This window comes from Variovorax davisae (assembly GCF_030316845.1).
Lineage (GTDB): Bacteria > Pseudomonadota > Gammaproteobacteria > Burkholderiales > Burkholderiaceae_C > Variovorax > Variovorax davisae.
The window spans coordinates 306,770-327,352 of the sequence record NZ_JASZYS010000004.1 but is presented as its reverse complement, the minus strand read 5'-3'; the positions used below and the strand labels follow the sequence as shown (position 1 = coordinate 327,352).

Below are 20,583 nucleotides of genomic sequence, written 5' to 3'. Positions count from 1 at the left end.
GGGGGTGTGCTCATTGCACGCATTCCGGATGTCGCGTCGTCACTTGGTAGTAGCCCGAATGAAAAACCAGCGGCTCGCCGTCGAAGCGGTCGTAGCGCTCGACCTCGCCGATGAAGATGAGGTGGTCGCCGCCGTCATATTGCCTCACGTTGCGGCAGACGAAGCGGGCGATGACGCCGTTGAGCAGCGGCACGCCGGCCGTGCCGTCGCAGCAGTCCACGCCGCCGAACTTGTCGGGCTGCGGCGTCGAGAATTGGCGCGACAGGTGGTGCTGGTGCGCCGCCAGCACGTTGATCGCGAAATGGCTGGCCCCGGTGAAGTCGGCCACGCTCGGCGCCTGCCGCGCCAGGCTCCACAGCACCAGCGGCGGGTCCAGCGAGACCGACGAGAACGAGTTGGCCGTCATGCCCACGCGGCGGCCGTCGATGCCCCGGGTCGTGATGACGGTCACGCCGGTGGTGAACTGGCCCAGCGCCTTGCGGAAGTCGCGCCGGTCGAAGCGGTCGGCCACCGCCTCGCGTGACTTGGTCTCCAGAAAGCGGTCGGCCTCGGCGGCATCGAACCACCAGGGCGCGAAGGCACGCGGGTCATCGAAGCCGTTGACGAGGGTGCTCGCGACCGCGGGGATGTGGGTGGCGCTCTGCAGCAGCTTCTGCAGATGCGGCTTCGGTGGGGCAAGCAGGCTGTTGGTCCAGTCGGTGGCCCAGCGCGCATAACCTTCCCAGTAGCGGTCGAAGGTCCGCTGCATCCACGCGGCGTCGAAGGGCGCGTCGCCGTGCTCGAGGATGCGCTTCAGGTAGATGTCGGCGGCCTTGGCCGCGTTGTTGGCGCCCTGGCCGGTGATCGGGTCGTTGAGCACCACCGCATCGGCCAGGCCGAGCACCTTGCGACCTGAAGGCAGCGTCGCCACCGGCTTGCGCACGGTCGGTGCGAAGCGGCCGGCGAGGATGCCGTTGTCGTCCGTCAACGTGATGTCGCGGCAGCGCTCGGCCTCCCAGGGCAGGAAGGTGTCGAGGATCCACTGGCTGCGCGCCAGGTGCTCCTGCGGCGTCTTCACGTCGGCCCAGCAATCCATCGGGCCGCCGGGCACGCCTTCGAACACCATGATCTCGCACGGCCCCGAGGTGGTCAGCGCCGGGAAGACGAAGTACTCGCCCACGCCGGGGATCAGGTTGAAGCACACCCGCGCATACGGTTGGGCGGGCTTCATGCCCTTCACGTAGGTGAGCGCCAAAGCGCGCTGCGGCTGGTCGAAGGGCGAGCGCTCGGCGTCACGCTCGAACAGCTGCGAGATCTCGCCCTTGCCGCTGGCGACGACCACCAGCTCGTGCGTGGCGGCGCAGGCTTCGAGCTCGGCCAGCCCCACGTCCTGCAGCACCAGCCGGCCGCCGCGCCGCTCGAACGCGGCCATCCAGGCGGGGATCTTGAGCCGCTGGTCGACCGACTGCGCGGGCCCGTCGAGCCGCGCGCTCCATTCGATGGCCTTGCCGCCGTCGGGGCTGCGCACGACCATGCCGATGCCTTCCACGGAGGGACATTCATCGTCCCACCCATCGAGCCCCAGCTCGCGCTCGGTCTGCAGCGCGGTCTCGAACATGCACTGGCTCGACATCACGGGGCCGTCGAAGATCTCCTGCCCCGTGCGGTTCGAATAGACCGTCACCTCATGCCCCGCGCGCTGCAGGCCGAGCGCGAGCTGCATGCCGGACTGTCCGGCGCCGACGATGGCCACGCGTCGCTTCATGCTCGGGCTCCGGCTCAAGCGACGGCGGCGCAGGTTTGGATGAAGCGCTCCGATTCGGCGGGGTCCGCGAACCACGGGAAGAAGGTGCGCGGGTCGTCGAAGCCGTTGACGAAGGCGCTGGCCAGCGGCGGGATCGCGCCGGCGCTGCCCAGCAGGTTGAGCACGTGGGGCGGCGGCGGCGCGAGCAGCATGTTGGTCCACTGCGAGACCCACTGCGCGTAGCCGAACCAGTAGCGGTCGAAGGTCTGCTGCATCCACGCCGCATCGGCCGCGCCGTCGCCGCGCGCGAGGATGCTCTTCAGGTAGGTGTCGGCGCACTTGGCCGCGTTGTTGGAGCCCTGGCCCGTGATCGGGTCGTTGAGCACCACCACGTCGGCCAGGCCCAGCGCCTTGCGGCCCGATGGCAGGGTCGCCACCGGCTTGCGCACCGTCGGCGCGAAGCGGCCGGCGAGGATGCCGTTGTCGTCGGTCAGCTCGATGTCGCGGCAGCGCTCGGCCTCCCAGGGCGTGAAGGTGTCGAGGATCCACTTGCTGCGCGCGAGATGCTCCTGCGGGGACTTCACGTCGGCCCAGCAATCCATGGGGCCGCCGGGCACGCCTTCGAACACCATGATCTCGCAGGGGCCCGTGGTGGTCAGCGCCGGGAACACGAAGTATTCGCCCACGCCGGGGATCAGGTTGAAGCACACGGCCGAGAAGGGCTGGCGCGGCTTCATGCCCTTCACATAGGTCAGTGCCAGTGCGCGCTGCGGCTTGTCGTAGGTGGACTTGTGCGCGTCGCGCTCGAAGAGCTTCGAGATCTCGCCCTTGCCGCTGGCGACCAGCGTGAGGTCGTGGCTGCGGGTGCAGGCCTCCAGGTCGTCGATGCCGGCATCCTTGAGGATGAGTTCGCCGCCCTGCTTCTGGAACTCGCTCATCCAGGCCGGGATCTTGACGCGCTGGTCGATCGACTGCGCGCTCGCGTTCAGCCGCGCAGCCCAGTCGATGGCCTTGGCGCCCTTCTGCTCGGGATGCGGCACGGCCAGGCTGATGCCGTCGACCGTGGGGCAATCGCTTGCCCAGTGGTCCAGGCCCAGGTCGCGCTCGATCTGCAGCGAGGCACCGAACATGCACTGGCTGGACATGACCTTGCCGTGCCGGATGTCCTCGGCGGTCCGGTTGCTGTACATCGTGACCTCGTAGCCTGCGGCGAGCAGTCCGAGCCCCAGTTGCAGGCCCGACTGGCCTGCGCCGACGATGGCGATTCGCTTCATTGCATGTCTCCTTGATCGGGTCAGTCCATCAACTTGGGAATGGCGGGCACGGCCTGCTCGGGGCCCATGGCGGCATAGCCGCCGTCCACCGCGTAGTCGGCGCCGGTCACGAAGCTGGCGTGGTCCGAGCACAGGAACAGCACCACCTGCGCCACTTCGTCGGGGTCGCCGACGCGCCCGAGCAGGTGGAAGGGCGCGGCCACGCGATCGGTCTTGGCGCGGTCGCCGCCGCTGAGCTTGTCCATCACGGCCGACCAGGTCCAGCCCGGCGACACGCTGTTGACGCGGATGCGGTAGGGCGCCAGGTCCATCGCCATGTTGCGGGTGAGCTGCGCCATCGCGGCCTTGCTCACCGGGTAGAGCCAGCGCCCGGTCTGCGCCACGCGCGACGAGATGCTGGTGAAGTTGACCACCGCCCCGCCGCCGGCCGCGACCATGTGCGGGTGCACCGCCTGCAGCATGGCGACCGCGCTCGCCACGTTGACGTTGAACGAAGTGAGCCAATCGGCGCGCGGCGACTTGAAGCCGTCGTCGATGTAGGAGCAGGCCAAGTTGACCAGGAACTGCACGCCGCCGTGCCGCGCGGCCGCCTCCGCCACGCAGGCCCGCACCTGGGCGTCGTCGGTGATGTCGGTGCGCACGAAGCGTGCGCCGGCGCCGAGCGAATCGGCCAGCGGCCGGCCGTTGTCGGCGTCGATGTCGGCGATGACGACCTTGACGCCCGCTGCGTGCATCGCACGCACCACGCCGGCGCCTATCAATGTGGAGCCACCGGTGACGATGGCGCTCTTGCCCGCGAGTCCCTTGAACATGACGCTTGCTCTCCTGGGTTGATCGGCAGGCCGGGATGGCCTGTGGAGCGAACGTTAGGGGCAAGGCGGCCGCTGGCGAGTCCCGCAAACGCAGGCGCTGTCCGTGGCGCGCAGCTTTCGTCAAAGGGCTGGCCCGAATTGTGGGCGGGGATGGTTTTTGCTACGGTGCCCTGGCCCCATGGAAACCGCCACCCCTTCACGGCTGCCGCTGCAGCGCTACCGACTCTTCGAGAGCCACGACATGGACGAGGCGCGCGAGAGCGTGGCCCGGGTGTTCTGCCCGCACAAGCTGGTCATGCTGCGGCCGCGTGCCGAGCTCGACGCCTGCCACCACAGCGTGCGCCTGCACCGCGACGTGAGCCTCAATTACGTGCAGTACGGGCCGGGCGTGCAGATCGACCCGGGCTACCTGCAGGACTTCTTCCTGCTGCAGATTCCGCTGCGCGGTGGGGCGGAGATCCGCTGTGGCGCGCAGCAGGTGGAGGCCACGCCCACCCTGGCGTCACTGCCCTCGCCCACCGAACCGCTGTCGATGCGCTGGGCCGACGACAGCCCGCACCTGATCGTGCGGCTGGCCCGGTCGGCGCTGTTGTCGCGGCTCGAATCCTTGCTGCAGGCGCCGGTGAAGCAGCAGCTGGTGTTCGACCTGGGCGTGCCGATGGACAACCCCGCCTTGGCGCCGCTGGTGCATTTCATCGACTACCTGCGGCTGACGCTCGATGCGGGCAACGCGCTGCAGTCGGGCGGACTCCTTGGCGAGCATGCCGAGGCATACCTGATGTCGAGCCTGCTGATGTCGGCGGGCCACAACCATTCGCGCGCGCTGGCCGGCGAGGCGCAGCGCAGCCTGCTGCCGCGCGTGGTGCGCAAGGCGCAGGAATACATGGCGGCGCATGCGGAGCAGCCGCTGTCGCTGGCGGATGTCTGCCGTGAAGTCGGGTGCAGCGCGCGCGCCTTGCAGATGGCGTTTCGGCAGCATGCGGGCCAAGGGCCGATGGAGTTCCTGCGGGAACTCAGGCTGGACCGGGTGCGGGCCGAACTGTTGGCATCCGCTGGCGTCTCTGACGGCGGTGTGCGCGCGGTGGCGCAGAAGTACGGGTTCCTGCACCTGGGGCACTTCGCGGCGCAGTACCGGGCGCGGTTCGGGGAGCGGCCGTCGGAGACGCGGGGGGCGCGGGGCGGCTGAGGTGCGGCGGCGATCGGGCACGCACTCAGCAGACCGCTCAGACGTCGTACGCGTGCGAGGTCTCGCGCGACCGGTCCAGGTCCGCCAGCAGCTCCGGCGCCGTCATGAGCCGCATCGCGTCGACCCCCGACGGGTCATGGTCGCCCGAGAGGAAGCGGATCTTGAAGCTGCCGATCGACACCTCGTCGCCGCCGACCAGCACCTGCGAGCGCACCTTGGTGCCGTTGACGAAGACGCCGTTGCGGCTGCCCAGGTCGCTGAGGGTCACGAAGGGACCGTCGACGGTCACGAGGGCATGGTGCCGGCTCACGTGCATCGAGTCGAGCACGACGTCGTTGGTCGAAGCCCGGCCAATGGTGGTCTGCTTCGCGAGCAAGGAATATTGCCGGGTCGCGGCAACCCCCTTCATCAATATCAGTTTCGGCATGCGTCCTCGGCAGATGCAATATTGTGTAACACCTTATTGTTACATCAACACCGCCCGAAACCTGACTGGAAGCTGAAAACCGCAGGAAATCAGATCGACCCGCGGGTACTTCTTGGCACCCCTGGCCCGGTCGCCGCTTCGGGCCCGGCCCGCTCGGTGTCGATGTTCACCAGCAGCCCGTGCATGGTCATCATCCGCTGCGCCTCGACCTGGCTGAACTCCTGGTCGGCGGCGACGAACTTGATGCCGTAGCTGCCGAGCCGGATCAGGTCGCCGTCGGCCAACACCTGGCTCTGGACCTGGACGTCGTTGACGAAGGTGCCGTTGCGGCTGCCCAGGTCGGTGATGGTGACGAAGGCATGCTCCACGTCGATCACGGCATGGTCGCGGCTGGCCTGGGAGGAGTCGACGACCACGTCGTTGGTGGCGCCCCGGCCGACCTTGTTGTCGTGGGGCTTGAGGTGGACCTGCAGCGTCTCGCCGCTGGCGTTGGTCATGAGGAGCATCGGCATGGTGGTGGGAGGCACGGCGTATGCGTGCGCACGCATTCTCACTGAATTCGACAGCCCAGCGGCGCACTCGGGCTTGATTTACCAAGGCGATACACGCGCCAGGCGCTTCACTGGAAGCGCATCGCGTCGAAGGCGATCGGCTGCGCGTTCCAGCTGGTGTTGCAGCCCGCGGTGGGGTAATGGAAATCGAACACGGCGTTCTGGCCCGGGTCCAGGCCGACCAGGCGCGCATGCGTGATGTTGTCCGCCACGGCGTAGTCCACCAGCACCGATCCGTCGGCCGCTGCCTCGTAGGCACTGGAGCAGATCGACGAATGCACGGTCTGCCCGTAGTCGAAGCGCCTGACCTCGGTCGCGCTGCGCCCCGCCGCGTCGATCGTGTAGGCCGACACGGCGCTGTAGCCGCGGGTCTTGCCGGCCGGCGCACCGGCGGGCTGGTTGACCGACGCCGAGCCATCGTTCATCAGCATCAGCGAACCGTCGTGCGCGATCGACACCGCGTGCTGCCCGATCGGATACCGGCCGCCGGACCCGAGCGTCAGGCTCAGGGCCGCCAGCGAGGGAAAGCTGTGCCAGTCGCACCGCCCGGCGCATCTGGCCGTCGGTATCGACCACGACGGCTCAGGTAGGACATCGCGTAGTCGACGTCGACCGGGCGAGAGGCACTGCCCGGCTTGGGCTCGATGCGGTAGTGCGCCGCGGTCAGGATCTCGCCGGCCGGCACCTTCACATCGACGAAAGCGATGAAGGGCGAGACGCCCGGGCGCACGGCGGCGACAGCCGATGCGTCGGCCGCGACCTGCTGCGCGGCAGCGAGCGCCGGCACCACCGCCGGGCCGCTGCCGCCTCCTCCGCCGCCTCCGCCACCGCCGCAGCCGGCAAGGGACAACGCGATGGCAGTGCACAGGAACAGCTTCATGGCTTGACCTCCGGACGGGCACGCCGACGGCGCTACGGCACGTGCAACTCCGTCGTCGCCAGCGCCCCGACGTCGTTGGCGCCTCCGGCGAGCAGCACGTTGCCATCGGGCAGCAGGGTGGCCGTGTGGAAGTAGCGTGCACCGCGCATGGCGCCGGTGCCCGTCCACCGACCGCTGGCGGGGTCGTAGAGCTCCGTCGAAGCCTGCGCACTGCCGTTGCCGTCATAGCCGCCTGCGACCAGCACCTTGCCATCGAACAGCAAGGTCGCGGTGGCGGCGGTGCGTCCGCTGTTCATCGCGCCGGTGGCCGACCAGGCCCCGGTGGCGGGGTCGTAGCGCTCCGCGGTCGCCAGCGAGCCACCGCCGGCGGCACCGCCGTTGCCTCCCGTCACCAGGACCTTGCCATCGGGAAGCAGGACGGCGGTGTGCGTCAGCCGGGCCGCGATCATCGGCGCAGCGAGCGTCCAGCGGCCGGTGGCCGCGTCGTACAGCTCCGCCGCGGCGAGCGGGCTGCCACTGGTGCCTCCCGCGGCAAGCACCCGGCCGTCCGCCAGCAGCGTGGCGGTGAACACGCTGCGGGCGGTGCTCATGCTGCCGGTGGGCGTCCACTGGCCGGTGGCGGGATCGTAGAGCTCGGCGGTGGCGAGAAAGCCGCCGTTGGATCCGCCTGCCACCAGCACCTGGCCCGTCGACAACAGGGTGGCGCTATGGCCGCTGCGCGCCACGCGCATGGCGCCCGTCGACGACCACCGGCGCGTGCCGGGGTCGTAGATCTCCGCCGAGGCGTTGAACACACCGCTGAGGTCCTCGCCACCCGCGACCAGCACCCGGCCATCCGGCAGCAGCGTCGCGGTATGGAAAAAGCGCGCGGCGCTCATCGGGTCGGCCGACACCCACGAGCCGGCGCCAGGGGCGTAGAGCGCGGCCGACGCCAGCGTATGGGTGTCATCGTGCCCGCCCGCGAGCAGCACCACTCCCGCCGCGAGCAGGCTGGCGGTGGGGTTGGTGCGCGCGGCGCTCATGGGGCTGGTCGGCACGCCCGTGCCGGCGGGAACCACCTCGATGTTCAACGTCGCAGAGACCGAACCCGCCGCATTGCTGCCGGTCACGACGTAGTCGGCGGCAGCGCTGACATCCTGCGGCGTGCCGGCGATCACACCGGCAGCGGCATCGATGCTCAATCCCGCAGGCAACGCCGGCGAGACGACGAAGACATCGATCGGGCCGCCGATGCTGTGCGGCAGATTGGGCATGACCGCCCTGCCCGCGGCGTACACGGCCTTCGGTTGCTCGAAGACCAGCAGGCCGGGCGCCCTGTTCGCCGGGTTGCCGACCTCGATCTGCAGCTGGGCGCTGGTCGCGCCGGCGCTGTTGGCGGCGGTCACGGTGAAGCTGGCCGAGGCAGCGACCCGACTGGGCGTGCCGGAGATGATGCCGGTGGCGGGGTCGATCGCCAGGCCGTCGGGAAGCGCCGGCTGCACCGTGAAGCGGCTGACGTCGCCGCCGTCCACCGAGGGATGGTTCGGAGGGATCGGCACACCAATGGTGTAGATCGCATTCTGGTTGTCGTAGCGCAGATTGGCGGGGGACTGCGTCCTGGGCAGGACCGCGATCAGCAGGCCGGCCGTGACCACGCCCGCGAAGTTGCTGCCAGTGACGGTGTACAACGTGGGGGCCGCCGACACCCGCGGCGCGCCGCTGATGACGCCGCTGGCCTGGTCGATCTGGAGCCCGTCGGGCAGCGCCGGACGCACGACGTAGCGGACGATCCGACCGCCACTGCTGCTCGGGGCGTTCGGATGGATTTCCTGGCCCAGGGCGTACACCACGGCATTGCGCTCGTAGTGCAGTCCCGCAGGAGGCGTGGCAACGCCCGGGAAGAAGAAGCTGCTGCCACCGCCGCCACATGCCTGCAGGCCCAGCAACGCCAGGCCGACCAGCCCCCATGCCAGCAGGCGCAAGCCACCGGACCAAGATGTCTTCTGCATGCCGAGCCCGTCCACGACGAAGGGATCGCAGTATGCATGCGGGTGCGTGTGCCTGTCACGCGTCCAGTTTTCGAGTTGTTCGTGCCGGGCAGGCTCGATCGCCGAGTTAGTGGCCGAGGTTCTGGCACCCCGGCGCCGGAATTCAGTCAAGGGCCACGAACATGATCACCCCCACGAAATAGGCCAGCAGCAAGGCGATCAGGAGCCACACCCACCACCGCATGCCGCGAGGCGACTCCTTGCGGGCGATTTCGGCATGCGCGGCGGCGGCCGTGGCCTCGTCGTTGGCCACGCTCGCTTCGGCCACCGACATCTGCAGCAGCGACATCGATTCCGGCCACCGCCCACTGCGCCTGAACAGCCGGGCCACCGCCAGATGCGCCCTGGCCTGGCCACGAAAATCGCTGAGGGACTGGAAAAGGTCGATGGCGCGTTCGGCGGACTTGATGGCGTCGTCGACGCGATCCTGCGCGGCCTGGGCGCGGCTCAGGTTCAGCAACGCCGTGGCCTGCCCCAGTACGTCGCCCGCAGCTCGCTTGGACTTCAGGCTTTCAGACAAGCTGGCTTCGGCAGCGAACCAGTCGCAACGCTCCAGTTGCGCCAGCGCCAGATTGTTGAGCGCCGCGCCACTGCGGACGGCGTCTCCGTGCTGTGCCAGCAGGTTCAGGCTTGTTTGAAACGAGTGGATGGCCATGTCGACATCGCGCATCTTGAGCTGCACCGTGCCCAGGCTGTTCAGGATGCCAGCGACATCGGCCTCGCCAGGTTCCTTCCTGGCGCGTTCGAGGGCACCGAGCAGCGTCGCGGCCGCGGCGTCGTTCCGCCCCTGGTCGCGATAGGTCTCGCCCAGCTCGTAGAGCACTCGCCACATGAGGCGCGAGGCGTCGACCCGATCCGCGATCATTGCCCGGGCCCGCTCGAGGACGGTAAGGCCTTCGCTCACCCGGCCTGCCTTGTGCAACGCGTGGCCGACGCGGACCTCGGCTGCCAGCCGCAGCACGGGGTCGGCGCTTGCATCGTCGGCCACCGCATGCAGCAATGCGATCGACCGCTCCCAGTCCAGCATGTCCGATGCGAGCTTTCCCTCGTCATACAGCAGCTTCGCGCGTTCGCGCGGCTGCAGCAGCGGGTCGTACTCGTGGACCATGCGGATGAGGAGACTGCATTCCGAAACCTGCCGGCCGTGACGCGCTTGGCGAAACAGCGTATCGAAAGCGCGCAGCCCTTCTTCCCGCCGACATCCAACGAGATGGAAGGCACGGCGCCGGATCGCAGCCGGATCGCCTTGCTCGGCCGCCGCCGCGAACCATCCAACCAGCTTCTCGCTCAGGGCGGCGAACTCATGGCGCTGCGCGGCGTCGAGCCACCAGTTCCACAGCAACCGGCGCCACCGCTCGTGCAAGCAAAGAGCCCCTTCGTTGATCTGGATGATGGAGAGTTCGGCGAACTGGGCATAGAGTGCCTCCGCTTCGACCTGATCGCACTCGCCGAGCTGTTGCAGCAGCGCGCGATCGAATTCATGAGGCACCGCGCACCGCCTGAGGACGGCACCTGCTCTCGACCCGACGAGACTGTCGGTCAGGATGACCGGACTGTCAGCACTGTTCGACGCAGTGGAGGTTTCGAGCAGCTTGCGAAACGCCTCCAGGGAAATCGCGTCGTCGGTCATGCCTTGGCGCGGCTCGCAAGGTAGAGATCGACGGCGGAGGCCACGTCAGTCGGTCGGCCGCGGGTCATGGCAGCGAGCAGCGTCGCCAATTCCATGCGGGTGGAATCGCTCAGCCCCATGCCGTCGGCCCGCTTGGCGATGTAGGCGTCGATGTCATCGCGGCCCAGTGGCTCCAGACGCACGCCCTTCACGAAAGCGGCCAGATCGCGATCAGCGGGCAGAGGACGCTGCCCCAGCACCACGGCCCTGACACCGGGCAAGGCGCCCGCAACGACCGGCTTCAGCAGTTGGTCCCACAGCCACTGATGGGTGAGATCCGACATCTTCTCGATGGCGTCGAAAAACAGGACAATCGTTTCATCCTTGGACAAGCCGGCGAGGCCTTCGAGAAATCGCGCCGTGAGCTGCTCGCGCCGGACCTCGATCGGCACCGCGATGTCCGATCGATGGTAGACGATCATGTTGTCGCGCAGGATGACGCCGGCCATGTCGCCGACACTGCTGCCGCTGATCTGCGCGGCCTTGGCCACATCGATAGTTCCTCCCTGAAGGTTGACGTTGATGTCGAGTCGCGGCTGATAGTTGGCATCGGTGTAGTAGTTCACCAGATCGGTGAATGCGCCGAAATGCTCCGCGCCGAGGTCGTCCCGCATTCGGCGCATCACGGTCATGTAGTCATAGACGTTGGTATCGCTCCATACAATCTCGGCCCGTCTCAGGCTGCGCAGCGAACTTTCATGGACCATGCGCATCAGCAGCGAAGTCTTGCCCATGCCCGACTCGGCCGAGACCACCATGATCGGAGGCTCGCCGGTATCGAGCACGTCCACGAACGAGGACATCTCGGCCGAGCGGTCGACGAACTCTGCAAGGCGTCGCGCGCGCAGGCGGTCCATCGGCGCGACGGCCGCCTGCATCATTCCCGAGGCTCCTTCGGGCGAAGGGGCGCGATCTCGACGCCGACGATGTCTCCCAGCTTCACCCGGCTCAGCCCCGCACCCGACAGTACATCCACACCGCCGGGTGGAAGTGCGCCGCGCACGCCGATGACGTTCCCGGCCTCGGCGTCGCTCATTCGCAGCCCGGAACCGACACTGACCGCGCCCGACCCGACCGCACCTGGAAGGCGTCGCAACGACGTGGCGGTCTCCAGCGCGGCCAGGAGCCGCTCCAGGTCGTAGGGCCAGCGCGCGTCGCTGAGTTCGATGGCGTTTCGCCGCGCCAGCGGCTTCAGCCGAGGCGGAAGGTCCGAGGAAGCGGGCATCACCGCGCCCCCCAACAAGACCGGGATCACCGCAACGTCCAGGCCGAGCGCCTTCTCGACTTCGTCGGCGACCACGTCTTCCGTGCCATCGATGCGCCGCTCCCCGCGGTCATTCCGGAGATCGAGCCAGCGCGGTCCGATCAGAACCAGCACCGCGGCTGCGCCAACAAGCCCCTGCTCGATAGCGTCCCGGAAATCGGCGCCCGGGGCGATCGAATGCAGATCGATGAAGCGCGCCGCGTCGCCGAAGGTCGTCGCCAGGTCCGATTCGAGACGGCCTGCCCAGCCCCCGGACTCGACGCGCCGGTAGCTGAGGAATATGGCGTGGGTCATCGCATGAGGTCTTCGGACAGCGCCTGCGCGTCATAGGCCTCGCGCCGGAATCGTTGGTCGTAGTAGAGAAGCACCGTCGTCAGGCTGATGATCGGCAGGAAAACCCCCGTCGACAGGACGGAAACGAAAAAGGAGAACAAGCGAAACACGAGCAGGCTGGAGGTCTCGAGCAGCGTGGGAGCGGCAAGTGCCACGACGGCCACCAACAGCACTGTCAGCACCTGCGCCGCCAACACCGGGAGAAAGAGCAGGCCGAAGATCCTCCAGTACTGCCCCTTGGTGAGCTCCATGCTGCGTCGAACGGCCGCCCCACCGCGACGCCCTTCCAGCACGATGACCGTGGAGGTGAAGAGGGAACGTCCAGCAAACCACATGCCCGGGACAACGAGCAATAGGAAGCCCAGGTAGACGCCGACAGTCACCACCAGCGCCATCGCGATCACCTGCAGCCAACGCGAGTTCTGGAAGATTCGCCCATAGCTGCACCGCACCGAGGCACGATTGCCAAGGCATATGTCGGAGAGCGCGATGGTGAGCGCCGCCGTGACAATGAACAGTGCGACGAAGTACGGCACGTTCGACGCGAGCATCCAGCCGATCGATCCGCCTTGGGCGGCGTGCACGAGAGCCACGGCCGGAATCAGGGGCAGCACACAACACCAGAAGATCACGCCGAAGTGATGGCGGTAGACACGATAGATGTTGACGAACAGCGACCGCACCGTTTGCTCGCCGAGCAGCACGGTAGCCTTGTCTCCTAGAAACGCTGGGCCCAGGGTTGCTTCGACGTTGGTCATGATCGACTTTCAAGAGGTCAAGCGGACGGTGCGCTTATCAAACTCCCCGACGTGCGAAAAAGCAAGCCCGCAATCACCCCGTCCTCTGCGGACGTCATCCGGCTTGTGGATGGCCTGGCATCGAGTCGCAACGCAAGACATAGAGCGCCCGAGATAATTGCGGCCGGCGCGCTTCGTGGACATACTGCTTCGCCCACCCGCCGATCATTGCGCTGGATGTCCGCAAGGAGTCTTCATTGGCCGATGCTGTCAGGAACATCACCTTCGTCGTTCCCAATCGCTTGCTGAGGGCCGACTCGGGCATGGCGACCGACCGGGCGGCGTCGACCACCTCTCGCGGTGCGGTGCCGGTGGCGCCCACGCCCGCACCCGGCACCGGCGCCACGCGCGGCGAGGACGACATGGCCAGCGTGGTCGCACGCGACGGCGAGGACGTGGTCGAGCTCACCGTCATCAACGGCCCGACGCTGGTGCTGAGCCCCCAGAGCGCGGCCGACCTGCTGAGCGCGCAGGCGCCCGCCGGCACCCGCGGCGCGGTCGAGACCACCGATGCGGGCGCACTGGTCGTCAAGGCGCAGCTGGGCTGGCCCGGCCTCGAAGCCGCCGCCAGCCGCGGCACGACACGCGGCTGGATGGGCGAGGTCGCGCTCTCGGCCTTCAAGGTGCTCACCGGCTTCCAGGCCGAGGCGGCGACGCTGGTGGCCTCGCTGGTCACGAAGAAGATCGATGGCGCGGTGGTCGAGGGCGTCTACAAGCTGCCACCCGACTGGCAGCCCGAAGCCTTCATGAAGGGCGCGATCCGCGCCGCCGCCGTGGCGCCGGCCGAAGACGGCGGCCCGTTGCTGGTGCTGGTGCACGGCACCTTCGTCGACACGGTCAGCACCTTCGGCAAGCTGTGGCTGCAGCCGGACAAGGTGCGCGCGCTGTTCGAGCGCTACAAGCAGCGCGTCTATGCGCTCGACCACCCCACGGTGGGCAAGAGCCCGATCGGCAACGCGCTGGCGCTGGTGCGCGCGCTGCCCGCGGGCGCGCGGCTGCACCTGCTGACGCATTCGCGCGGCGGGCTGGTGGCCGAGGTGCTCGCGCGCGCCTGCGGCGGCGCCGTGCTGGACGACGACGAACTGGCGCTGTTCGCCGCCGACGCCTACGGCGATCAGCGACAGGACCTGAAGGCGCTGGTGACCGAGGCGCAAGTCAAGGGCCTGCGCGTCGAGCGCATGGTGCGCGTGGCCTGCCCGGCCCGCGGCACCACGCTGGCCTCCGGCCGGCTCGACGCCTATCTGTCGGTGCTGCAGTGGGGGCTGAAACTGGCGGGCGTGCCGGTCGCGCCGGAGCTGGTCGACTTCCTGCACGAGGTGGCGCGCCGGCGCGCCGATCCGGCGCAGCTGCCCGGCATCGAGGCCATGATGCCCGAGAGCGCACTCGTCAAGTGGCTCGACATGGGCAAGGTCCAGATTCCCGGCGACCTGCGCGTGGTGGCCGGCGACATGCAGGGCGACTCGATCGGCTCGTGGGTCAAGACCCTGATGGCCGACGCGTTCTACTGGGCCGACAACGACCTGGTGGTGCAGACCGGCTCGATGTACGGCGGCGTGCCGCGGGCCGCCGGCTCGGCCGCGACGGCAGGCAGCGCCAGCTTCCTGCTCGACCGCGGCGCCAAGGTCAACCACTTCAACTACTTCGCCAACCCGAGCACCGTCGAGGGCATCGTCGGCGCGCTGCTGGAGGACGCGCCGCAAGCCTTCGCCGCCATCGGCCCGCTGTCGTGGCGCGGCGAGAGCGCCGAGGGCTTGCGGGGCGGCGTGCCGGCCAACGACCCCACGCGCCCGGCGGTGTTCGTGCTGCCGGGCATCCTCGGCTCGAACCTCAAGGTCGGCGACCGGCGGGTCTGGCTGGGTTTTGCGTTCCTCAACGGCTTGCTCAAGCTGCGCTGGGACCCGGCGACCGCCGACAACGTCCAGCCCGACGGCCCCATCAAGGGCACCTACGAAGGCCTGATCGATCGCCTCGCCGAGACCCATGCCGTGTTCCCCTTCGCCTTCGACTGGCGGCGCCCCATCGAGGACGAGGCGAAGCGGCTGGCGGCCGCGGTCGACGCCCAGCTCGATGCCCGCGCGGCCAGCGGGCAGCCGGTGCGCATCGTCGCGCATTCGATGGGCGGCCTGGTGGCGCGCACGATGCAGATCGTGTCGCCCAAGACCTGGAACCGCCTGATGGCGCATGCCGACGCCCGCCTGCTGATGCTGGGCGTGCCCAACGGGGGTTCGTGGGCGCCGATGCAGATCCTCTCGGGCGACGACAACTTCGGCAATGCGCTGGTCGCCTTCGGCTCGCTGCTGCACAACGGCGAAGCCCGCAAGATGATGGCCGGCATGCCGGGCCTGCTCGAGATGCAGGCCGGACTGCTCGACCCGGCCTGGGGCCTGGGCGCCGCCGACAAATGGGCGGCGCTGGTCAAGGCCGACAAGGACGCCCTCATGGCCCGCAGCACCTGGCACCAGCTCGATGCGCAGAAAGCCGTGTACGACTGGAGCGCGCCGCCGCAGCAGGTGCTCGATGCCGCGACCCGCCTGCGCCGCAAGCTCGACGACCAGGTGGACTTGCTCGGCGACACCAAGTCGAAGATCGTGCTGGTAGTGGGCCGGGCGCCCTTCACGCCCACGGGCTACGCGCTGGACGGCGGCGCCGGCCTCGACTACACGGGCTCGGCCGACGCCGGCGACGGCCGCGTGACCTACGACAGCGCCATGCAGCTGGGCGTGCCCACCTGGAAGCTCGATGCCGAGCACGGCAAGCTGCCCGCCGTGCCGCAGGCCTGGGCCGCCTACATCGAGCTGCTGACCACCGGCAAGACCACCCAGCTCGAGGCCTTCGCCGCGCCAAGCCGCGGCGCTGTCGCGGCCCCGCTGGCCGCGGTGGTGCGCAGCCGGCCGTCGCGCGGCCTGTTCGGCTCGCAGCCGCCGTCGTCCGATGCCGATGTCTTCGGCGTCTTGTCGGCCGCCGGCCAGCGGCCGCCGCCCACCACGGCGCTCGAAGTGCAGGTGCTCAATGCCGACATCCGCTTCGTCCAGCCCGCGATCCTGGTCGGCCACTACAGCGCGATGCGGCTGACCGGCGCCGAGGCCGTGATCGACCGGCTGGTCGGCAAGGGCATGAGCCGGGGCCTCGATGCCGGCCTGTATCCGGACGCGGTCGGCTCGCACCAGATCTTCGGCAACTGGCGCGGCGACCCCGAGAACCCGAAGCGCATGGCCAGCCCGGCGGCGGCGATCGTCTGCGGGCTGGGGCCCGAGGGCAAGCTGCTGGCGAAGGACCTGGTGTTCACGGTGCGCCAGGCGGTGCTGGCCTACGCCCAGCGCCTGTCGGAGCACCCGGGTGGCGCGCCGGCCGACTTCGAGCTGGCGGCGACCTTGATCGGCAGCGGCGGCACGGGCATCACGACCGGCGGGGCCGCGATCGCGGTGGCGCTGGGCGCGGTCGAGGCCCGGCAGCGGCTGGAGAAGAGCGGCTGGCCGCAGCTCAGCCGGCTGGTCGTGGTCGAGCTCTTTCTCGATCGGGCCGGCGATGCGTGGCGCGCCCTGCACGTGCAGCAGACCGCGACGCCCGACCGGCTGAAGGTCGTCGGCCACGTCGAGTCCGGCGCCGGCGCCATGACGCGGATGGTCGACTCGGGCTATCGCGGCGCCAGCTACGACCTCATCAGCGCGCTGCAGGCGCCCCAGGCCGGCGACGCCGCCAACCCGGTGATCGCCTACACCCTCGACACCCAGCGGGCGCGCACCGAAGTCCGGGCCCAGCGCGCCCAGGGCAACCTGCTGCGCGACATGGTGGCCAAGGCCTCGAACGACGGCAACCGGGATCCATCGATCGGCCGCACCTTGTTCAACCTGCTGGTGCCGGTCGAGATGGAGCCCTTCCTCGGCGGCAAGAGCGAGATGGTGATCGAGCTCGAACCGAAGACCGCCGCCATCCCCTGGGAGCTGCTCAACACCAACCCCGACCCGAGCTCGGACGACCAGCGGCCCTGGGCGATCCGCACCAAGCTGCTGCGCAAGCTGCGGCTGGACGACTTCCGCGCCAAGCCGCGCGACGCCACGCCCGAGGCCGCCATCCTGGTCGTGGGCGAGCCGCAATGCGATCCCGACACCTACCCCAGCCTCGAGGGCGCCCGCCGCGAGGCCACCGCGGTGGCCAACCTGTTGCGTTCCGCAGCCGCCGCCGGAACGACCAGCGCCGTGGTGGCGCTCGACCAGCCGAACGCCCAGACGGTCGTGAATGCCCTCTTCGACCGCCCCTACCGGGCCGTGCACGTGGCCGGGCACGGCGCCTTCGGTCCGAACGGCGGCGTCGTGCTGTCGGGCACCGACACCTACCTGGGCGCGAACGAGATCGAAGCGATGCGGGTGGTGCCGCAGCTGGTGTTCCTCAACTGCTGCCATCTCGCGGGCCGCGAGGCGTCGAGCGTGCTCACGCCCCCACCACCGTACGACCGCACCGAGTTCGCCGCCAACATCGCGGAGGCGCTGATCAAGGTCGGCGTGCGCTGCGTGATCGCGGCCGGCTGGGCGGTCGACGACGCCGCGGCCGAGGTCTTCGCCACCACCTTCTACGGCCGGCTGCTCGACAACGCCCGCTTCATCGAGGCGGTCGGCGCCGCGCGCGAGGCGGCCTGGAAGACCGACCGCAACGGCAACACCTGGGCCGCCTACCAGTGCTATGGCGACCCCGACTGGACCTGGCGCGGCGACAACGCCGGGGCCCAGGCGCCCCGCCGCGCGCCTGCCGACGAGTACGCGGGCGTGGCGTCGCGGGTGTCGCTCGAACTCGCGCTCGAGAAGATCGCGGTCGACGGCGAGTACCGGTCGCCGGACACGGTCGGCCTCGGCGACAAGCTGCTCTACCTGGAGCAGGCCTTCGGCCCGATGTGGGGCGGCCTGGGCATCGTGGCGGAGGCTTTCGGCAGGGCCAACGCCAACCTCGGCCGCCGCGCGCAGGCGGTCGACTGGTATCGCAAGGCGGTCCAGGCCGAGGACGGCACGGCCTCGTTGAAGGCCGCCGAGCAGCTCGGCAACATGCTGACACGGCTCGGCGAGGCTGGCGGGGACATCGCGCTCATCGAGGAAGGCCTCATGCTGCTCGAGAAGGTGCTCGCGGTGGGGCGGACCTACGAACGCGAAAGCCTGCTGGGCTCGGGATGGAAACGAATGACGCTCACGCTGTCGACGCTCCAGGGCCGGGAAGCCGATGCCAGGGCGGCGCTGGCGAAGGCCAGCCGGCACTACCGCGGGGCCGACGACACGGCCCGCAAGAGCGGCGATGTCAAGCGCTTCTACGCCGCGAAGAACTACCTCGATGCCGAGGTGCGCGCGGCGTTGCTGGGCGAGAAACCGCCCGAAGTGCCGGACGCGCGCATCCAGGACGTGCGCGACGCGCTGCAGCTGGCGATCGCCAAGGATCCCGATTTCTGGTCGGTGGTCGGCGAGACCGAACTCGACATCCTGGTGTCGCTGGTGCGCGGCCGCCTCGACCAGGACGCGCCCAGGCTGATCGCCACGCTGTGCGAGCTGAAGGTGCGGGTGCCGTCGCCGCGCATGTGGGACTCGGTCTGGAACCAGGCTCGCTTCGTCCTCGAACCCTGCCTGTCGCGCGAGGACCAGTCCGAGGCGGTCCGCCAGCAGATCAACGCGCTGCTGGCGACGCTCGAGCGGCTGAGGACAGCTTCGGCCTGACGGCCGCGCCGGATGGCCAGGCGGCCGCCTGGTCGCAGAACTGCCGCGCCGCCGCGGTGATCGCCTCGGCGAGCGTCTGCCGGAACGAAGCGCTGTCGAGCTGCAGTTCGTCCGCCCGGTTCACGATCAGCCCGGCCTCGATCAGCACCGCCGGCATCGAGGCCCGCTTCAGCACCACCAGGTCGTCGAAGCGGTAGATGCCGAGCGCCGGATCGATCAGCGGCCGGTTCTCTCCGGCGATGGGTTCGGCGTGATGCAGCGTGGGCGCCAGCGCCCGGCGCCGGAACTCGGCACCGAGCAGCTGCGCCATGCGCAGGCTGCGGGCCTCGTCGGCGTTCTTGGCCGACACGAACAGCGAGTAGCCGCTGAACCGGTCGCTGTAGCGCTGGGCACGGCCTTGGTATTCCCAGTCCGACATGTACTGGGGCTGCACCGCGTCGTGGTGCAGCGAGAGGAACAGGCGCGCATGGCGCTGCTCGGCCCGCGCAGCGCGCTCGGGCAGCGTGATCGGGGCCTGGTCCTCGACCGTCAGGAAGGACTGCTCGAAACCGGCGCGCCGCAGTTCGCGCAGCACGACCTCGGCCAGCTGCGCGTTGAACTGCACCTCCGGCACGCCGCGGGCGCTGGTCGCCCCGGGATTGGCCCGGGTATGCCCGGGATCGATGGCGATCGCGAAGCCGGCGCTGTCGCAGGCCGCGACGGGCGACGCGGCCAGCAGCAGGGGCCAGAGCCACGCCAACGCCCGGCGCATGGTGGGCATCGCCTCAGTTGGCCTGCGCGTTGAGGATCCGCTGGTGCTGGCCCACGATCAGCAGCCGGCCGTCGATGGGGCGCACCCGCAGTTCGTCGCGGGCCATCCCCGACTTGCTGTCGCCGCGTTCCAGGCTTCGGACCCCGTAGCGGATGGTGTACGACAGCACCGCCGTCCCGTCGCCTGCAGACCGATCGATGTCGATCGGACCGGCGAGCCGGTTGTCGACCTCCGGCCAGCGGCGCTGGAAGTTCAGCCTGTCCTTCAGGATGAAGGCCCTGGTGGCGCGTTTCTCGTTGAAGTACTCGACCTCGTCGGCATAGAAAGCCACCAGGTCGTTGGGGCTCGAACGGTTCTGGGTGCTGATGTACTGGCGGACGAAATCGGTGAGCTGGCGGTCGGAGGCCACGGCCTGCTTCATGGGCGCGGGCGCCGGTGCGGGCACGAACACCGGGGCGGGCGCGGGCGCTGCAACCACGGGTGGCGGCGCGGCCGGCGCGGGCTGCACCGGCGGCGCGACGGGCGCGGGCTCGCGCTGGACCACCACAGGTGCCGGCTGCACCGCGGGCGGTGGCGGGGCAACGACGACCGGCGACGGTGCCGGCGCGGGAGCCGGGGTCGGACGGCCGAGCACGACATAGCCCGCGACCGCCGCCACCACCACGACGGCGCCCCCGATCACGGCCTGCTGCGTCCGGCGGCCGGTCGCCACGGGCGGCCGGTCCATGTCCCTGCGCGGCGGGGTCGCGCCGCCATCGAGCGCGGCCGACAGCTCGCGGTAGCCCTTGTCGTAGTCATCGGCAAAGTCGACGAACTGCAGGCGCTTGAGCCGGAAGGGAATGTCGCAGTGCTTCGCCAGGATGGGGATGACCTTCTTCTTCTCGCCGAGGGCATAGGAGACCTCGTCCATCACGTTCTGCGAGGCGACGGCGGCCGGCGAGAGGATGGCCAGCAGGCAGGAGGAGGACTTCAGCGCCTTCTCGACCTCGTCGTCCCAGCGCGCGCCCTTGGCGATGTCGAGCTGGTCGACCCAGACGCGGCGGCCGTCGCGCCGCAAGGCAGAGGCGATCTTCAGCACGAGCGCTTCATCGCTGCGCGAATAGCTGAAGAAGATCTCTTCTGTTGCGTCTGGCATGTGCCCCTCACGTTGCTTCGCCGCCGCCGGACGAGAACCATGGCCCGCCCGCGCATCTTGGCGC

16 protein-coding genes and 1 pseudogene are annotated in these 20,583 nt (G+C 69.4%); 2 read left to right on the top strand and 15 right to left on the bottom strand.

Annotation, left to right across the window (positions count from 1 at the left end):
• Positions 1 to 10: 10 nt before the first annotated feature.
• From QTI33_RS11970 to QTI33_RS11955, 4 genes and pseudogenes are all read right to left on the bottom strand, one after another.
• Positions 11 to 535 (bottom strand): flavin reductase family protein, encoded by a 525-nt coding sequence (locus QTI33_RS11970; RefSeq protein WP_286506333.1) that lies wholly within the window; start codon positions 533 to 535, stop codon positions 11 to 13.
• Positions 527 to 1,744: pseudogene (locus QTI33_RS35145) on the bottom strand (styrene monooxygenase/indole monooxygenase family protein); the annotation flags it as partial. The pseudogene QTI33_RS35145 and the gene QTI33_RS11970, both read right to left, overlap by 9 nt.
• 14 nt (positions 1,745 to 1,758) lie before the next feature.
• Complete coding sequence (locus QTI33_RS11960; RefSeq protein ID WP_286506162.1) at positions 1,759 to 2,997, bottom strand: styrene monooxygenase/indole monooxygenase family protein; 1,239 nt, start codon at positions 2,995 to 2,997, stop codon at positions 1,759 to 1,761.
• A gap of 20 nt (positions 2,998 to 3,017) precedes the next feature.
• Positions 3,018 to 3,809 carry an SDR family oxidoreductase gene (locus QTI33_RS11955; RefSeq protein WP_286506160.1) on the bottom strand — a complete coding sequence of 264 codons (792 nt, stop codon included), beginning with the start codon at positions 3,807 to 3,809 and terminating at the stop codon, positions 3,018 to 3,020.
• A gap of 178 nt (positions 3,810 to 3,987) precedes the next feature.
• Here QTI33_RS11955 and QTI33_RS11950 point away from each other — a divergent pair, with 178 nt between their 5' ends.
• Positions 3,988 to 4,995, top strand: a complete 1,008-nt coding sequence (locus tag QTI33_RS11950) for an AraC family transcriptional regulator (RefSeq protein WP_286506158.1) — start codon at positions 3,988 to 3,990, stop codon at positions 4,993 to 4,995.
• A 37-nt stretch (positions 4,996 to 5,032) separates the two neighbouring features.
• Here the strand turns inward: QTI33_RS11950 and QTI33_RS11945 are convergent, their stop codons facing one another.
• From QTI33_RS11945 to QTI33_RS11905, 9 genes are all read right to left on the bottom strand, one after another.
• Positions 5,033 to 5,422, bottom strand: a complete 390-nt coding sequence (locus QTI33_RS11945; protein WP_286506156.1) for an FHA domain-containing protein — start codon at positions 5,420 to 5,422, stop codon at positions 5,033 to 5,035.
• Between the two features lie 89 nt (positions 5,423 to 5,511).
• Positions 5,512 to 5,934 carry an FHA domain-containing protein gene (locus QTI33_RS11940; protein WP_286506155.1) on the bottom strand — a complete coding sequence of 141 codons (423 nt, stop codon included), beginning with the start codon at positions 5,932 to 5,934 and terminating at the stop codon, positions 5,512 to 5,514.
• A gap of 107 nt (positions 5,935 to 6,041) precedes the next feature.
• The gene (locus QTI33_RS11935) at positions 6,042 to 6,476 is read right to left on the bottom strand and encodes an aryl-sulfate sulfotransferase (protein WP_286506332.1); all 435 of its coding nucleotides are present in this window, start codon (positions 6,474 to 6,476) and stop codon (positions 6,042 to 6,044) included.
• Between the two features lie 2 nt (positions 6,477 to 6,478).
• A complete protein-coding gene (locus tag QTI33_RS11930; protein ID WP_286506344.1) occupies positions 6,479 to 6,853 on the bottom strand; it encodes a hypothetical protein in 375 nt (124 codons plus the stop codon).
• 32 nt (positions 6,854 to 6,885) lie between these two features.
• Positions 6,886 to 8,841 carry a putative Ig domain-containing protein gene (locus QTI33_RS11925; RefSeq protein ID WP_286506153.1) on the bottom strand — a complete coding sequence of 652 codons (1,956 nt, stop codon included), beginning with the start codon at positions 8,839 to 8,841 and terminating at the stop codon, positions 6,886 to 6,888.
• Between the two features lie 142 nt (positions 8,842 to 8,983).
• Complete coding sequence (locus QTI33_RS11920) at positions 8,984 to 10,510, bottom strand: tetratricopeptide repeat protein (RefSeq protein WP_286506151.1); 1,527 nt, start codon at positions 10,508 to 10,510, stop codon at positions 8,984 to 8,986.
• Positions 10,507 to 11,430, bottom strand: a complete 924-nt coding sequence (locus QTI33_RS11915; protein ID WP_286506149.1) for an AAA family ATPase — start codon at positions 11,428 to 11,430, stop codon at positions 10,507 to 10,509. Before QTI33_RS11915 ends, QTI33_RS11920 begins: the two co-directional genes overlap by 4 nt.
• Positions 11,427 to 12,107: a toll/interleukin-1 receptor domain-containing protein gene (locus tag QTI33_RS11910; RefSeq protein ID WP_286506147.1), complete on the bottom strand. Its 681-nt coding sequence runs from the start codon at positions 12,105 to 12,107 to the stop codon at positions 11,427 to 11,429. Before QTI33_RS11910 ends, QTI33_RS11915 begins: the two co-directional genes overlap by 4 nt.
• The gene (locus QTI33_RS11905) at positions 12,104 to 12,904 is read right to left on the bottom strand and encodes a glycerophosphoryl diester phosphodiesterase membrane domain-containing protein (protein WP_286506146.1); all 801 of its coding nucleotides are present in this window, start codon (positions 12,902 to 12,904) and stop codon (positions 12,104 to 12,106) included. Before QTI33_RS11905 ends, QTI33_RS11910 begins: the two co-directional genes overlap by 4 nt.
• Before the next feature lie 236 nt (positions 12,905 to 13,140).
• Between QTI33_RS11905 and QTI33_RS11900 the strand changes: the two genes are divergently transcribed.
• A complete protein-coding gene (locus QTI33_RS11900) occupies positions 13,141 to 18,633 on the top strand; it encodes a DUF7379 domain-containing protein (RefSeq protein ID WP_286506145.1) in 5,493 nt (1,830 codons plus the stop codon).
• Here QTI33_RS11900 and QTI33_RS11895 read toward each other — a convergent pair.
• Both QTI33_RS11895 and QTI33_RS11890 read right to left on the bottom strand, forming a co-directional pair.
• On the bottom strand, positions 18,584 to 19,393 hold the full coding sequence (locus QTI33_RS11895; RefSeq protein WP_286506143.1) for an N-acetylmuramoyl-L-alanine amidase family protein: 810 nt from the start codon (positions 19,391 to 19,393) through the stop codon (positions 18,584 to 18,586). The genes QTI33_RS11900 and QTI33_RS11895 overlap by 50 nt on opposite strands.
• A 4-nt stretch (positions 19,394 to 19,397) precedes the next feature.
• Complete coding sequence (locus tag QTI33_RS11890; RefSeq protein WP_286506142.1) at positions 19,398 to 20,519, bottom strand: TIR domain-containing protein; 1,122 nt, start codon at positions 20,517 to 20,519, stop codon at positions 19,398 to 19,400.
• Positions 20,520 to 20,583 lie beyond the last annotated feature (64 nt).

Bases quoted from the DNA above. Each gene is read 5' to 3' on its own strand.
- QTI33_RS11960 (WP_286506162.1), bottom strand. From the start codon at position 2,997: ATGAAGCGAATCGCCATCGTCGGCGCAGGCCAGTCGGGCCTGCAACTG.
- QTI33_RS11955 (WP_286506160.1), bottom strand. From the start codon at position 3,809: ATGTTCAAGGGACTCGCGGGCAAGAGCGCCATCGTCACCGGTGGCTCC.
- QTI33_RS11950 (WP_286506158.1), top strand. From the start codon at position 3,988: ATGGAAACCGCCACCCCTTCACGGCTGCCGCTGCAGCGCTACCGACTC.
- QTI33_RS11945 (WP_286506156.1), bottom strand. From the start codon at position 5,422: ATGCCGAAACTGATATTGATGAAGGGGGTTGCCGCGACCCGGCAATAT.
- QTI33_RS11940 (WP_286506155.1), bottom strand. From the start codon at position 5,934: ATGCCGATGCTCCTCATGACCAACGCCAGCGGCGAGACGCTGCAGGTC.
- QTI33_RS11930 (WP_286506344.1), bottom strand. From the start codon at position 6,853: ATGAAGCTGTTCCTGTGCACTGCCATCGCGTTGTCCCTTGCCGGCTGC.
- QTI33_RS11925 (WP_286506153.1), bottom strand. From the start codon at position 8,841: ATGCAGAAGACATCTTGGTCCGGTGGCTTGCGCCTGCTGGCATGGGGG.
- QTI33_RS11920 (WP_286506151.1), bottom strand. From the start codon at position 10,510: ATGACCGACGACGCGATTTCCCTGGAGGCGTTTCGCAAGCTGCTCGAA.
- QTI33_RS11915 (WP_286506149.1), bottom strand. From the start codon at position 11,430: ATGATGCAGGCGGCCGTCGCGCCGATGGACCGCCTGCGCGCGCGACGC.
- QTI33_RS11910 (WP_286506147.1), bottom strand. From the start codon at position 12,107: ATGACCCACGCCATATTCCTCAGCTACCGGCGCGTCGAGTCCGGGGGC.
- QTI33_RS11905 (WP_286506146.1), bottom strand. From the start codon at position 12,904: ATGACCAACGTCGAAGCAACCCTGGGCCCAGCGTTTCTAGGAGACAAG.
- QTI33_RS11895 (WP_286506143.1), bottom strand. From the start codon at position 19,393: ATGCCCACCATGCGCCGGGCGTTGGCGTGGCTCTGGCCCCTGCTGCTG.
- QTI33_RS11890 (WP_286506142.1), bottom strand. From the start codon at position 20,519: ATGCCAGACGCAACAGAAGAGATCTTCTTCAGCTATTCGCGCAGCGAT.